This is a genomic window from Mesonia maritima (genome assembly GCF_042433895.1).
GTDB lineage: Bacteria > Bacteroidota > Bacteroidia > Flavobacteriales > Flavobacteriaceae > Mesonia > Mesonia maritima.
In genome coordinates, this window is the sequence record NZ_JBHLUA010000004.1 from 60552 (window position 1) to 74652 (window position 14101).

The 14101-nt window shown below is 33.2% G+C and carries 15 protein-coding genes; 10 read left to right on the forward strand and 5 right to left on the reverse strand.

What is annotated here, in order from left to right:
- The first annotated feature begins 78 nt into the window (after positions 1-78).
- The gene (locus ACFFGL_RS02535; RefSeq protein ID WP_309729004.1) at positions 79-804 is read left to right on the forward strand and encodes an SDR family oxidoreductase; all 726 of its coding nucleotides are present in this window, start codon (positions 79-81) and stop codon (positions 802-804) included.
- 56 nt (positions 805-860) lie between these two features.
- Here the strand turns inward: ACFFGL_RS02535 and ACFFGL_RS02540 are convergent, their stop codons facing one another.
- Positions 861-1253, reverse strand: a complete 393-nt coding sequence (locus ACFFGL_RS02540; protein ID WP_309729001.1) for an SRPBCC family protein — start codon at positions 1251-1253, stop codon at positions 861-863.
- A gap of 6 nt (positions 1254-1259) precedes the next feature.
- Positions 1260-1904 carry an orotate phosphoribosyltransferase gene (pyrE, locus tag ACFFGL_RS02545; protein WP_309728999.1) on the reverse strand — a complete coding sequence of 215 codons (645 nt, stop codon included), beginning with the start codon at positions 1902-1904 and terminating at the stop codon, positions 1260-1262.
- Positions 1905-1912: 8 nt separating this feature from the next.
- Between pyrE and ACFFGL_RS02550 the strand changes: the two genes are divergently transcribed.
- Positions 1913-2536 carry an NUDIX hydrolase gene (locus tag ACFFGL_RS02550; protein WP_309728998.1) on the forward strand — a complete coding sequence of 208 codons (624 nt, stop codon included), beginning with the start codon at positions 1913-1915 and terminating at the stop codon, positions 2534-2536.
- Here the strand turns inward: ACFFGL_RS02550 and ACFFGL_RS02555 are convergent.
- Positions 2504-4252 carry a M14 family metallopeptidase gene (locus ACFFGL_RS02555; RefSeq protein WP_309728996.1) on the reverse strand — a complete coding sequence of 583 codons (1749 nt, stop codon included), beginning with the start codon at positions 4250-4252 and terminating at the stop codon, positions 2504-2506. The genes ACFFGL_RS02550 and ACFFGL_RS02555 overlap by 33 nt on opposite strands.
- A gap of 162 nt (positions 4253-4414) precedes the next feature.
- Between ACFFGL_RS02555 and ACFFGL_RS02560 the strand changes: the two genes are divergently transcribed.
- From ACFFGL_RS02560 to ACFFGL_RS02575, 4 genes are all read left to right on the forward strand, one after another.
- The gene (locus tag ACFFGL_RS02560) at positions 4415-5710 is read left to right on the forward strand and encodes a PQQ-dependent sugar dehydrogenase (protein ID WP_309728994.1); all 1296 of its coding nucleotides are present in this window, start codon (positions 4415-4417) and stop codon (positions 5708-5710) included.
- Between the two features lie 13 nt (positions 5711-5723).
- Positions 5724-7808, forward strand: coding sequence for a TonB-dependent receptor family protein (locus ACFFGL_RS02565; RefSeq protein ID WP_309728993.1), 2085 nt, complete (start codon positions 5724-5726; stop codon positions 7806-7808).
- A gap of 159 nt (positions 7809-7967) precedes the next feature.
- Positions 7968-8585, forward strand: coding sequence for a hypothetical protein (locus tag ACFFGL_RS02570; protein WP_309728992.1), 618 nt, complete (start codon positions 7968-7970; stop codon positions 8583-8585).
- 10 nt (positions 8586-8595) lie between these two features.
- On the forward strand, positions 8596-9114 hold the full coding sequence (locus ACFFGL_RS02575; RefSeq protein ID WP_309728990.1) for a hypothetical protein: 519 nt from the start codon (positions 8596-8598) through the stop codon (positions 9112-9114).
- A gap of 154 nt (positions 9115-9268) precedes the next feature.
- Here the strand turns inward: ACFFGL_RS02575 and coaD are convergent, their stop codons facing one another.
- Both coaD and ACFFGL_RS02585 read right to left on the reverse strand, forming a co-directional pair.
- On the reverse strand, positions 9269-9721 hold the full coding sequence (gene coaD, locus ACFFGL_RS02580; protein ID WP_309728989.1) for a pantetheine-phosphate adenylyltransferase: 453 nt from the start codon (positions 9719-9721) through the stop codon (positions 9269-9271).
- Between the two features lie 44 nt (positions 9722-9765).
- Entirely contained in the window at positions 9766-10746 is a 981-nt protein-coding gene (locus tag ACFFGL_RS02585) for a D-alanine--D-alanine ligase (protein ID WP_309728987.1), read from the reverse strand.
- A 103-nt stretch (positions 10747-10849) separates the two neighbouring features.
- On the opposite strand from ACFFGL_RS02585, the gene ACFFGL_RS02590 reads away from it, so the two are divergent.
- The 4 genes from ACFFGL_RS02590 (at position 10850) to deoC (ending at position 14101) form a co-directional block, all read left to right on the forward strand.
- The gene (locus tag ACFFGL_RS02590) at positions 10850-11419 is read left to right on the forward strand and encodes a PASTA domain-containing protein (RefSeq protein ID WP_309728984.1); all 570 of its coding nucleotides are present in this window, start codon (positions 10850-10852) and stop codon (positions 11417-11419) included.
- Between the two features lies 1 nt (position 11420).
- Positions 11421-12461 carry an RluA family pseudouridine synthase gene (locus ACFFGL_RS02595; RefSeq protein WP_309729117.1) on the forward strand — a complete coding sequence of 347 codons (1041 nt, stop codon included), beginning with the start codon at positions 11421-11423 and terminating at the stop codon, positions 12459-12461.
- Between the two features lie 209 nt (positions 12462-12670).
- A complete protein-coding gene (yaaA, locus tag ACFFGL_RS02600; RefSeq protein ID WP_309728983.1) occupies positions 12671-13432 on the forward strand; it encodes a peroxide stress protein YaaA in 762 nt (253 codons plus the stop codon).
- A 15-nt stretch (positions 13433-13447) separates the two neighbouring features.
- A complete protein-coding gene (gene deoC / locus ACFFGL_RS02605; RefSeq protein ID WP_309728982.1) occupies positions 13448-14101 on the forward strand; it encodes a deoxyribose-phosphate aldolase in 654 nt (217 codons plus the stop codon).

Genomic DNA, 14101 nt, shown 5'->3' on the forward strand with positions numbered 1-14101 from the left:
TTTATAAAGTTAAATACGTGTTATTTTGAAATTATTTAACATCCTTTCCACTTAAAAACAAGACCTTGAAAATAAAAAATGAAAACTAAAGTAGCTTTAATTACCGGAGCAAGTAGTGGAATAGGAAAAGCGATTGTTGAGAAATTAGCAGCGGAAAATTGCAAAATAATTCTTGCTAGTAGAGATATTGAAAAATTAAATAAAATTCAAAAAGAGTTAAAGGTTGAAAGTTTAGCGGTTAAGATGGATGTGACCGATTCAGATTCAGTAGCAAATGCATTTCAAAAAATCAAAGAAAAATTTTCAACCATCGATATTTTAGTAAATTGTGCAGGAGTAATGCCACTCAGTTATTTAAAAAATCGTCATATCGAAGAATGGATGCAAACAATTGATGTAAATGTAAAAGGTACTCTGCGCTGTATTTACGAAGTTTTACCCGATATGAAATCTCAAAAAAATGGACATATTATAAATATTGCTTCGGTAGATGGAAAGGAAATTTTTGAAGGCGGCGCAATTTACGGAGCTTCAAAAGCTGCGGTTATTGAACTTTCAAAAGCGATGCGAATGGAACTTTCTCCTGAATTTAATATTCGCGTCACTTCTATAGAACCGGGAACAGTAGATACCGATTTACGCGAAGATATTACCGACAAAGAATTATTAGAAGATAAAGATTACGGCGGCGATGAAGCGAAACTTAAACCTGAGCATATTGCGAATGCGGTATACTACGCAATTTCGCAACCTGAAGAAGTTAATGTAAACGAGTTGCTTATAAAACCTACCGGAAAATCATAAACTGGAAATGCATAAAAAAAAGCTGTCTAAACCTAGGTTTAGACAGCTTTTTTCATTTATAAATTACCAAGATTTTCACTTAGTGTATTTATAAATTTCTTTAAAGGAGATTTTATCATCATAGCCATCATACTATTAAATTCGCCATCAAAAAGTAATTGTACTTGACTTGAATTTTCATCCAAAGCTTTAATATCGGCTTTAAGTGTAAACGATAATTTATCACTTTTTGCGCCTAGAATTACTAAATCATTCGGGTTTTTCTCTTGAATTTCAAGCGCAATTTCCGGCATTCCTTTCAGCTGAAATAAAAAACTATCCTTATCTAAAATTTCAAATTTCTGAATACTCTCGGGCATTATTTTTTCGTAATTGCTTACTTCTGTTAAAAAATCAAATGTTTCTTTTTGACTTTTATTTACAGTACTTACGTTGCTTTCTAAATGCATAATTTTTTATTTAGGAGACCAATTAGCTGGGTCGGTTCTCCATTTTTTTAAGGTTTCTACTTCTTCTTTTTTTAAGTAATTCGTTTTATAGGCTTGATCTACCAAATGATTATAATTACTTAAAACATTCACTTTTATATTTTCTTTTTCAAAATTTTCTTTCGAAATATCGAAGCCATAAGAAAATATAGCTAACATTCCTTTTACATTTGCTCCGGCTTCTTTCAAAGCTTTTACTGCGTTTAAACTGCTCTTTCCGGTACTAATTAAATCTTCAACAACCACTACATTTTTTCCGGATTCTAGATGACCTTCAACTTGGTTTTGTCTCCCGTGTTTTTTAGGTTCTGGGCGAACATACACAAATGGTAAACCTAAATATTCGGCAACTAACATTCCAATTCCAATGGCTCCGGTAGCAACGCCGGCAATAACATCAGGTCTTCCGTATTCTTTTTCAAGTTGTTTTGCCATGTTTTCTCGAATAAAATTTCGAATGGGCGGGTAAGACAGAACAATTCGGTTGTCACAATAGATTGGAGATTTCCAACCGCTTGCCCAAATAAAAGGTTCTTGTGCATTTAATTTTATTGCCTTAATTTGCAACAGCAATTCAGCAGTTTTTTTCGCTGTTTCTTTATTTAAAATCATACTTGCAAATGTATAAAGTTTTTGTAAATGATATTCCTATAATTCTTTCAACAAAGAAGCATATTGGTGACCAATATACATCAATTCCTATAAAAAAGGCAAAGATAAAAAGGATAATCAAACAAGTAATAAAAGGCGACTTGTTTTATGTGAACCTTTATCACAAAAAAGAGGAGAAGCTTTTAAAACACCTAAAAAAGAAGCTAAAAACGATTGTAGCCGGTGGCGGAATGGTTTTTAACGAGAAAGGCGAAATTTTATTTATTTACCGAAATAACCGTTGGGATTTACCTAAAGGAAAAGCTGAAAAAAACGAGAATATTCAAGAAACCTCCATTCGTGAAGTAGAAGAAGAAACGGGTGTAGAAAACATAGAAATCACAAAATTTTTACAAACCACCTATCATATTTTAAAGCGAAACGGAAAATTTAAATTGAAAGAAACTTTTTGGTTTGAAATGAAAACTGATTATGCCGGCGAATTAATTCCGCAGGAACAAGAAGGAATTACAAAAGTGGAATGGCGAAATTTTGAAAAATCGCAAAAAGCACTTAAAAAATCTTACGAAAATATTAAGTTGCTTTTTCCGAAAGAATATTTAATTCAGCATCCTAAAAATCGGGTATTGTAAATGCGCATCTTCATAATACGAAGTTTGCTTGTGAATCCAATCTAATTGCGCGTACCAATTATTTCTGAAATCTCGGTTTTCTTTTTTCTTGGTTTCAAACCTGTGTTTTAATTCAGGATTTTCCTGTAAAAGATTCCACGCTAAATCTTCAAAAACGTAGGGCGAAAAATGTTCTTTTTGCTGAAGAATAGTATCAAAGAAATTCCAGTTAAAAAACGAATCGACTGCCATCGGTTCTAAAGTTTCCAATAAATAGCGAATTCCAAGTTGATTTGTAGCAACAATAAAATCTCCTTTTCTAAATTTCACTTTTTTAGTTGAAGCAAAAACTTTTGTCGCAAAATGCGGATAATGACCTTCGTAAGCATTTTCGCGCGTTTGGTAATCTTCAATTCTATAACTTTCAATTTCCATAATAGAATCTTTTTCGAGCGCGGTCATTTCAATTTGATTCAGTTTTAATAAATCGATCACTTTCCACCAACCTTGCGGAATTATATAAGCCTTTGGAATGTTAACCGTATCGCTAGGTTTAAAAGAATTATAATATTTTATGTCTTTTGTATAAGGTTTATTTCGATCATATTTTAACCGATCTTTTCCAGTGATTTTACTTTTAATTCTTTCGGCTTCATAACCTTTAAAAGCAAGTGTTGAAGTTTGAGAGCTATCTACTTCATAGTTTAAATAATATTCTTTTTTCTGTTGAAAAATACTATCGGCTTCCTTCTTTAAATTTTTAATTTTTGTGCCGTCGTTTTCTAAAATTTTAATTGCCGAAAGCATTAATTCATACGTTCCTTTTACGCGTTCTTTATAAGGTTTTAGCATATGCGTTTCTACCATCATTCCTGGTGTATTCCAAAGCGAAACATAACCTGTAGAATAACGCGGATGATCTAAAAATTGCGAAAAACCAACTTCCGGACTTTCATTAAATACATTTACATAGGGTGTAATTGACCAATCTTTTTTAGTCAGACTATCTTCTAATTTTACCCGAAAATCTTCTTCTAAGTAATTTCCTAATTTCCCTGATAATTTATTGTGCTGCGTAAAAAGATGCGTTAAGGTGTATTGATAATCGGCGCCATTACTGACGTGATTATCAATAAAAAAATCGGGTTTTAACTGATGAAATATTTCCGCGAAAGCGCGTGTATTTTTGGTGTCGGTTTTTATAAAATCGCGATTGAGATCATAATTTTGAGCATTGCCGCGAAAACCATATGATTTTGGTCCGTTTTGATTGGTTCTTGAATGGAAATTTCGGTTTAAAGCACCCCCAATATTATACACCGGAATTGCAGCAATAACCGTATTTTTAGGAAGCTGAATAAAATCTTGTGCAAAATCCCTGAGCATTAACATGGTAGCATCAATACCGTCACTTTCCCCAGGATGAATTCCGTTATTTATAAAGAGAATATTTTTATCTTTTTGTAAATCTTCAAAATCAAAATCTTTATCAGGATTGTAAATCACTAAATGTAAGGGTTCGCCACTATCCGTTTCCCCGTATTCTTCCATAGAAACAGAGGTAAATGCATCGTCTAAATCTTCATAAAATTTTATAATTTCAGGATAGGTTGCCGTTTCTTTTCCTTCAGATTTTTCAAAACGTGTTGTAAAATCGTATTCTTTTACGAGACGATATTTTGAAAAATCACAACTTGCTAAACTTGCAATAAGAAAAAATAAAAGGACTTTTTTCATAAAATAAAAATTCAAGTATCCAAAAGTAAAGAAATCTAATGGCTTGCCATAATTGTTCGTAAACTTTAGTGGGGATTTTGCTTTGTTAAAATACTATTAATTTAGAAAATTTAAATAAGCCTCCTCTTATTAATCGCTTACTTTAGTGAAAAATGAATTTTTATGAAAAGAAATTATCTTTATTTCGGCTTATTTTTCAGCCTTGTTTTGTTGATTGGGAGTTGTAAAAATAACCGAAAAGTAACCGAACAGGAAAAAGAAGAAATTCAACAAGATAGTACTTCAACTACCGTAGAAACTGCTGTGGGGGAATTAACGCTTCCGCCTCCATTCAGTACAAAATCTGTACGAAAAACAAGTGAGATTGTTAACTGGAAAGCAAATGAGAAGCCTAGTGCGCCGGCTGGTTTTAAAGTTGAACGTTTTGCAGATAATTTAAAACATCCACGAAGAACCTATGTGGCTGAAAATGGCGATTATTTTGTAGTTGAAAGTGATGATGCTCGAAGTAGCGCCAATCAAATAACCTTATTACGCGATAGTAACAAGGATGGTAAAGTTGATGAGCGTTTTTTATTTTTAGAAGATTTAAATCAGCCTTACGGAATGCTAATCCTCAACAATTATTTCTACGTTGCTAATGTTGATGGTTTAGTGCGTTATCCGTATAAAAAAGGACAAACAAAAATCGATGCAAAACCTGAAAAAATCTTAGCATTACCAGCCGGCGGTTACAATCATCATTGGACGCGAAATATCATCAGCAATAAAGAGCAAACTAAAATATACATTACAGTGGGTTCTTCCAGTAATGTTGGCGAACACGGAATGGAAAAAGAAAAAAGAAGAGCCGGGATTTTAGAAATTAATCCTGATGGAACTGGTGAAAAAATTTATGCTTCCGGCTTAAGGAATCCTGTCGGGATGGATTGGAATCCGGTAACGGGTGAATTATGGACCGCTGTAAACGAACGCGATAAATTAGGCGATAATTTAGTGCCAGATTATGCCACGAGCGTTAAAGAAGGCGGTTGGTATGGTTGGCCGTATTCGTATTACGGGCAAATTAAGGATCCACGCTGGAAAGACGATCCGCATCCAGAAATGGTTGAAAAAGCAATTATTCCTGATGTTCCCTTAGGTGCGCACACCGCTTCACTCGGATTCCAATTTTATACTGGCAATAAATTTCCTGCAAAATATAAAAACGGTGCTTTTGTTGGTCAACACGGTTCGTGGAATCGTTCAATTTTAAGTGGATATAAAGTGGTTTTTATTCCTTTTAAAAACGGAAAACCACAACAACCCGAAGATTTTCTAACCGGTTTTATTCAAAATGAAGAAGAATCTTTAGTTCACGGTCGTCCGGTTGGCGTGGCACAAGCGTTAGATGGTTCACTTTTAGTGAATGATGATGACGGCGGAATTATTTGGAGAGTAACCGCAAATCAACAATAAGTTTATTTTTCAATTGAAAAAAACAAGCATAAGAATTTTGTTGTGTTTTTTCGGAATAATTTCTGCGAAAGCACAACAAAATACTACAAAAAAAGATAGCACTTCCTTAGAAAAAGTATTGATTCAATCGACTTCTATTGAAGAAGAAATGCAATCGATTCCGGCGGCGGTAAATTATTTAGATTCCGAAGAATTAACACGAACGTCAGCTACTTTATTAACCGAATCGTTTAACCGAAAACCTGGGGTTTTTACCCAAGAAGGCGCTCTAAATACCAACCGAATTTCCATTCGTGGAATTGGCGCGCGAGCACAATACGGTACCAATCGTGTAAAAGCATACTTTAATGAAATCCCAATAAGTTCTGGGGACGGACAAACGGTTATAAATGATATTGCACCAGAAAGCATCGATCATGTTGAAATTATAAAAGGACCAAATTCCAGTATTTACGGTTCCGGTTTAGGAGGTGTTATAAATTTATATGCCAAAAAACCGAGATATAACGAAAGCTTTGCGGAAGTTTCTTCTACCTTCGGGAGTTATCAATTAGTAAATAATTCGGTGAATACCGGTTTTAGTTCTGCTTCAGGAAATATTTTCGCAAATTATACGCATATAGAGCAAGATGGTTATCGAGAAAATTCCGCTTACGATCGAAAATCCCTCACCTTAAATGGAAATCTATATGCTTCAACTAAATCTACTTTGTCTTTTATTGGGAATTTCACGCGCTTAAAAGCTTTTATTCCGAGTTCGATTAGTGAAACAGATTTTAATGAAAACCCCAGTCAAGCTGCATTTACTTGGAAACAGGCAAAAGGATTTGAATCCTATGATAAAGTTTTATTTGGTATGTCGTATTCTTATCAATTTTCTGAAAACTTCAAAAATTCGACCAGCATTTTCATCAACTATAAAGATGCTTATGAACCGCGACCTTTTGATATTTTAAAAGAAGAAAGTTATAATTTGGGTGTACGAACGCGTTTTAATTTTACTACTGAAATTTTTAAACTTCCGCTAAAAACGAGTTTTGGGGCTGAAATTTTAAATGAAAATTACAGCGGGAGCAATTTCGAAAATTTATATGAAGATTTTCCGGGTGAAGGAAGCGTTCGCGGAAATACAATTGCTTATGCCGATCAAAATCGAAATTATTACAATTTTTTTGGGCAAGTAAATTTATCGCTTTCCAAACGATGGAAAATAGAAGCAGGAATTAATATCAATCAAACGGATTATGAAATAACTGATTTATTTGCGGAAGATGAAATCGATCAATCGGGAAACTATCAATTTAATACCGAATGGTCACCACGAATCGCGGCACTTTATAAAATTTCTTCTACTAAAAATTTGTATGCTAGCATTAGCAAAGGCTTTTCCATTCCCACGGTAGATGAAACCTTAACTCCAGAAGGAAGAATTAATACCACATTAAATCCCGAAACCGGTTGGAATTATGAAATCGGTTTTAAAGGAACCTGGTTTAAAAATTTATATACAGAAATTTCCTTGTACACGATTCAAGTATCCGATTTGTTGGTGGCGCGGCGTGTTGCTGAAGATCGGTATGTGGGAATTAATGCCGGAAAAACCGATCACAACGGATTAGAAATTTTGCTGAATTATAATGTAGAACTCTCTGATTTTATTCGGCTGAAACCTTACTTTTCTGCGAGTTTTAATGAATATTCATTTGATGAATTTACCGATCAAGGAAACAATTACAGCGGAAATGAACTTACCGGCGTTCCTGATAAAAAAATAAATCTTGGATTAGATGTGCAAACGAAAAACGGATTTTCATTCTATAGCAATGCCTTATTTGTTTCCGAAATACCGTTGAACGATGAGAATTCAAAATACAGTGATGCTTATCAATTAGTTAATTTAAAAGCAGCTTATGAATTAAAAGCAATCGATTTTTTAAGGATTAACTTTCAAGCCGGAATAAATAATGTGTTTAATGAACAGTATGCAGTAAGCATTTTACCGAATGCCATTGGCTTTGGCAACAGCGAACCACGTTATTATTACCCGGGAAATCCAAGAAATTATTATGGTGGTGTAGGAGTGAAGTTTTTGTTTTAACTCACTTTCAAGAAAAAATAATTTCTAAAATTTTATATTCAATTTAAATATATATTTGCAGCAGTATTTTTTCTGGAAGATACTATTCATTAATTAACTTATAAAATAACATAAACCTCATTATATCAATTTACTAAAGAGGTTTTTTGAAACTTTACTATGAAAAAAATGTTTTATTTGTTACTGATTTTATCTTTTTCAGTAAATGCACAAAAAGAATATACCTACAATTTTAAAAATTCAGATTCTTTAGAGGCATATATTGAAAGGTATGAACTTCCATTTCAGGAAGAAGATATTTATATTACTAAAGATTTTGAAAATAGTTTTAAGCCTTATTCTGAATCTAAATTTCTTAGTTCGCCTATAATTTATGTGTTTAATGCGGAAGGGAAGTTTTTAGAAAGTATAAACAATATAACTTCAGAAAAGAAATTGGCGAATTTTAAAAAAATTAGAAAGAGACCTGAGAAAAATGAGCCTAACTTAGATTTTTGGACTTCTAAAATTGTACATTACAAAACAGGAAAAGATTACGATGATCCCAAAAAGTACGATTATACATTTGTAGTTAATTGGGATTTGACTGAAAGTGAACAAACAGCACAAGTCATTGAAATATGGAGCGAATGGTATAATGTGCTTATGCGACAAAAAGCAAAAGGAGAAAATATTCAAATAATCTTGTTTAATATAGATTTACAAGAACGTTGGGAGCTTTCGTCTCATATGCGAAGATTTGTTCTAGAAAATGTAAATAGAAGTTGGGGAGAGTAAATTATAAAGGATGAGGTATTTAGTTATTATTAGTTTTTTCTTGGCTTCTTGTTTTTCTATAACTGCTCAAGAGACAAAATTTAAAACTAATATTCAGCTTATCGAGCTTGAAGAATTAAAAAAAGAAATTTTAGAAAGTGAAAAAGAATATAAAATAGCCTTTATTTTTGATCAATTTTGTCCGGCAAGTAGAGATATTTTTCCTGATTTAGATGAATTGTATAAAAATTCAACTCAAAAAAACTTCAAATTATTTTTAGTAACCAAGACCAAAGAAAAGAACAAGGAAGAGTTAGAAGATCATCTTTTTTATTATGGTTATGAAGAACCTTTTTATATTCTAAAAGATAAGCCTTTGTTTGGTTTCTTAAAAAAGACGATTCAAGGTATTTGTGAAAGTTGTGATTATAAAGAAATGGGATATTCAGATTTTATTGTATTTAATGAAAATAATGAAGTTGTAGCGCAAACTAATTACAGCCAAACTAAAGAAGAGCATATTTCAATTTTGAAAAAGTATATGCAATAATTTTTTATTGGTAAATAGAAGTGGCACGTCACCCTGAATTTATTTCAGGGTCTCATCCAGATTATTGAGAATAGTGTTGATGCGATGCTAAAATCGAAAATTCAACGAAGTTAAACAAGTTCAGCAAGACGTATTTTACTAACTACTAACTATATTAAACCCTAACCGCATCAGGAACTAACATGGTGTAATCGCCATTATTGCGTATAACATCACGAACAATAGAAGAGGAGATATAGCTTTTTCCGCTAGAAGTTAATAAGAAAATCGTTTCAATTTGCTCTAATTTTCGGTTGGTGTGTGCAATGGCTTTTTCAAATCCAAAATCAGCCGGATTACGTAAACCGCGCAAAATAAATTCGGCTTTCTCTTTTTTACAAAAATCGACTGTCAACCCTTGATAAGTTTTAATTTTTATTTTGGGTTCGTTGGCAAAGGTGGCTTCTAAAAATTCTTTCCGCTGTTCTAGCGAAAACATATACTTTTTATCGGCATTTACGCCAATGGCGAGGATAATTTCATCAAATAATTTTAATCCGCGTTCAATAATATCGTAATGACCTAAAGTTATCGGATCAAAAGACCCCGGAAAAACAGCTCTTTTCATAATCGGTTAATTTTTCAAAAGTGAAGATAAGTAAAACTGAAGACTTAACGATCCTTCAATGCGGCTTCAATAACATTGCTAAACAAATCTTTTAACGTGATTCCGGCAGCTTTTGCTTGTTGCGGCAGAATACTCGCTTCGCTTAAACCGGGACACGTATTAATTTCCACAAAATGCGGTTCATTGTTATAAAAAATAAATTCGGCTCTTGTAAGTCCTTTTAACTTTAAAATTTTAAAAATGCGCTTTGCTTGTTCTTGAACGCTACGGGTATCTTTTTCAGAAATATTTGCCGGCGTTATTTCTTGCGATTGCCCTAAATATTTAGCCTCGTAATCAAAAAATTCATTTTCAGAAATAATTTCGGTTACCGGAAGTGCGACTATTTCATTGTTATATTCAATTACACCAACGGAAACTTCGGTTCCATCGAGAAATGATTCTATAATAACCTCTTCATCTTCTTGAAAGGAAAAATGAATTGCTTCCATTAAATCTTCTTTCCGCTTTACTTTAGAAACGCCAAAACTACTTCCCGCTTTATTGGCTTTTACAAAACAAGGTAAACCAACGCGATCAATAATTTCATCTTCTAAAATTTCATCACCTTTATTCAGAAAATAATTTGTCGCGGTTTTTATTCCGTAGGCTTTTAAAATACTAATGCAATCGCGTTTATTAAATGTGAGCGCAGCTTGGTAATAATCGCAAGCGGTTTGCGGAATATTCAGCATTTCTAAATATCCTTGAAAAATACCATCTTCGCCTGGCGTTCCGTGAATAATATTAAAAACACAATCAAAAATTATTTTTTCTCCATTTATAGTAATTGAAAAATCGGCTTTATCGATTGGATGTTTTTGTTCATCATCGGTTACCACAAACCAACCTTCTTCTAAAATATGAGCGCGATAAGCTTCGTAAATAGTTGTATCGATTTGCTTATAAACCAGATTTCCGCTATTCAATGAAATTTTATATTCATTTGAATAACCGCCCATTGCGATGGCAATTTTTTTCTTCATACTAAATAAATTAAGCGAAAAGACGTTTTTAAATTATCACTTTACTAATTTCGAACAAAAATACGGGTGTTTTTATATCTTTGCGCAATAATCTTCGATAATAATGAGCTTTTTTAAATTCATTTTCAGTAAAAAATTTTTACTTCAATTAGTAATTGCCGCTTTGGTAGTCGTGATATTGGGGTTTTTAAGTGCACAGTGGTTAAATTATACCACAAACCATGACCAACGTATAAAAGTTCCAGATTTATCTCGATTGAGTTTAGACGTGGTCGATAAAAAACTTGAGGAAATGAATTTACGCCGAGAAATTCTAGATTCTGCAAATTACAATCCCGATTATCCAAGATACGCAGTGATTGAACAAGTTCCTGCTGCCGGAAAACAAGTAAAAGAAAATCGAAAAATATATTTAACGCTGAATCCTTCAGGTTATGCAAAAGTTGAAGTTCCAAAATTACTCGGTAGAACTAAACGTCAGGTAATTCCTACTTTACGTTCGCTAGGTTTTGAAATTGGCGATATTACCTATAAACCCGATATCGGAAAAGACGTAGTGCTTGAAATGCGAGCAAAAGGAAAAACAATTAAGGCTGGCGATAAGTTAATGAAAACAACAGTTATTAATTTAGTATTAGGAGACGGAACCCGAAATTATAATAGTGAAGAATAACATGCAGAAAGAAGAAGATTTTAATGAAGGAAGTGACGAGCTTTACGAGCATTATAGTTTCATAGCTTCAAAAGGGCAAGATCCTTTACGCGTCGATAAATTTTTAATGAATTTTGTTGAAAATGCTACGCGGAATAAAATTCAGCAAGCCGCAAAAAACGGAAATGTTTACGTCAACGGAGAAACTGTAAAGCAAAATTACAAAGTAAAAGCTGGCGATGAGGTAAAAGTACTTTTTGAACATCCGCCTTATGAGTTTTTATTAACTCCCGAAGATATTCCCTTAGATATTGTTTATGAAGACGATACCCTTTTGGTGGTAAATAAATCTGCGGGAATGGTAGTGCATCCCGGGCACGGAAATTACTCCGGAACACTTATAAATGCTTTGGTTTATCATTTTGAAAATTTGCCAAATAACAGTAGCGATAGACCTGGTTTGGTTCATAGAATCGATAAAGAAACAAGCGGATTGTTGGTGGTGGCAAAAACTGAAGATGCGATGGCGCATCTTTCAAAACAGTTTTTCAATAAAACCAGCGAACGTGAATATGTAGCTTTAGTTTGGGGAAATGTTGAAGATGAAGAAGGAAAAATAGAAGGAAATATTGGTCGTCATCCTAAAAATCGCCTGCAAAATACAGTTTATGAAGGTGATGAAGCCGAGAATGGAAAACCAGCTGTAACTCATTTTAAAGTTTTAGAGCGTTTTGGTTACATTACTATGGTTTCTTGCAAATTAGAAACCGGAAGAACACATCAAATTCGTGTTCATATGAAACATATCGGTCACACACTTTTTAACGACGAACGTTACGGCGGCGATAAAATTCTAAAAGGAACCTCATTTACCAAATACAAACAATTTGTCGATAATTGTTTTAAAGTTTTACCGCGCCAGGCTTTACACGCCAAAACATTAGGATTTGAGCATCCAAAAACAGGCGATTGGTTACGTTTCGATTCTGAAATTCCTGATGATATGCAGCAATGCATCGAAAAATGGAGAAATTACGCTAAAAATCAGAAAGAAGTTTTATAGGGCAATCCCTTCAAACTAGCGTTTTCAGGTCGGGCTATCCGCTATATCTTTTTTTTGCCATTTATAAAAGCAAAAAAAGGATGCCGCTGCTATCCCTATTGCAAACGCATAAATTCAAAAGCAGGTAATATAATTGCGGAGAAGAATTAAAAAACTGTCATTTTTCTTCAATAAATTCTATTTTTACAGTGAACTTAAAATTCCATTAGATGAAAATTGTAGTTTCGCCGGCAAAATCATTAGATCAAGAAAGCAAAATACCAACACAACGTGGAACGCAGCCACAATTTTTAGAAGAAGCAATAAAGATAAATCGTAAACTTTCACGCTTCAGTAAAAAAGAGATTGCCGATTTAATGAATATTAGCGATAAATTGGCAGATTTAAATTATACGCGATACCAAGATTTTGAAGAAGAACATAATAAGCAAAATTCCCGCCCGGCGATGTATCTCTTCGCTGGTGATGTTTATACGGGTTTAAGTGCGTATTCGTTACCGACCGAAAAATTAGATTTAATGCAGAATAGTTTACGAATTTTATCGGGAATGTATGGCGTTTTGCGTCCGCTAGATTTAATTCAGCCTTACCGATTAGAAATGGGAACAAAACTAAGTTTAGGCAAAGAAAATGATCTGTATGAATTTTGGAAAGAGAAAATCACAAAATCATTAAACGAAGAGTTAGAAGATGGTGAACTTTTTATAAATTTAGCTAGTAACGAATATTTTAAAGCAGTAAATGCCAATAAATTAAAAGCGAAAATTATTTCCCCTGTTTTTAAAGATTTCAAAAATGGCAAACTAAAAATCATCAGTTTTTACGCAAAGAAAGCACGTGGTTCCATGGCGCGCTACATTGTCGATACTAACGCACAAACCTTAAACGATCTTAAAGGTTTTAATTATGATGATTATCAATTCAGTGAAAAATATACCGAAAATGAAAACGAACCGGTTTTTATTCGTTAATTTATTATAATTTTTATGGAGCTTAACAGATATATTGATCACACTTTATTAAAAAGTACAGCTACCGTTAGCGATATTGAAATATTATGTGAAGAGGCGATAAAATATCAATTTATTGGCGTTTGTATTCACGGTAGTTATTTAAAATTAGCCAAAAGTATTTTAAAAGATTCTGATGTAAAACTTGTTGCGGTTACAGATTTTCCATTAGGAATGGCTCAACCCAAAGCAAAATTAGAAGAAACGGTAATTAATTTGCAAGCCGGCGCCGATGAAATCGATACGGTTCTTAATTTAGGATTACTTAAAAGTAAAAACTACAAAGCTATAGAAGAAGAGTTGACTTCCATTAAAACAACGATGGGAGAAAAAATCTTAAAAGTTATTATTGAAACTTGTTATTTAACGACTGAAGAAAAACGTGTTGCTTGTCGGCTATTAATAAATTCTGGCGTAGATTTTATAAAAACGTCTACCGGTTTTGGTTCTGGCGGCGCAACTATTGAAGATGTAAAATTTATAAAAGAAGAAGTCGGTAATTCAGCTAAAATAAAAGCTTCCGGCGGAATTAGAGATGTTCATACGGCACAGAATTTTATTGCATCCGGAGCCGATAGAATTGGAACCAGCTCTGCGGTTTCAATGATGAAAGCACTTAAAAATCAGTAA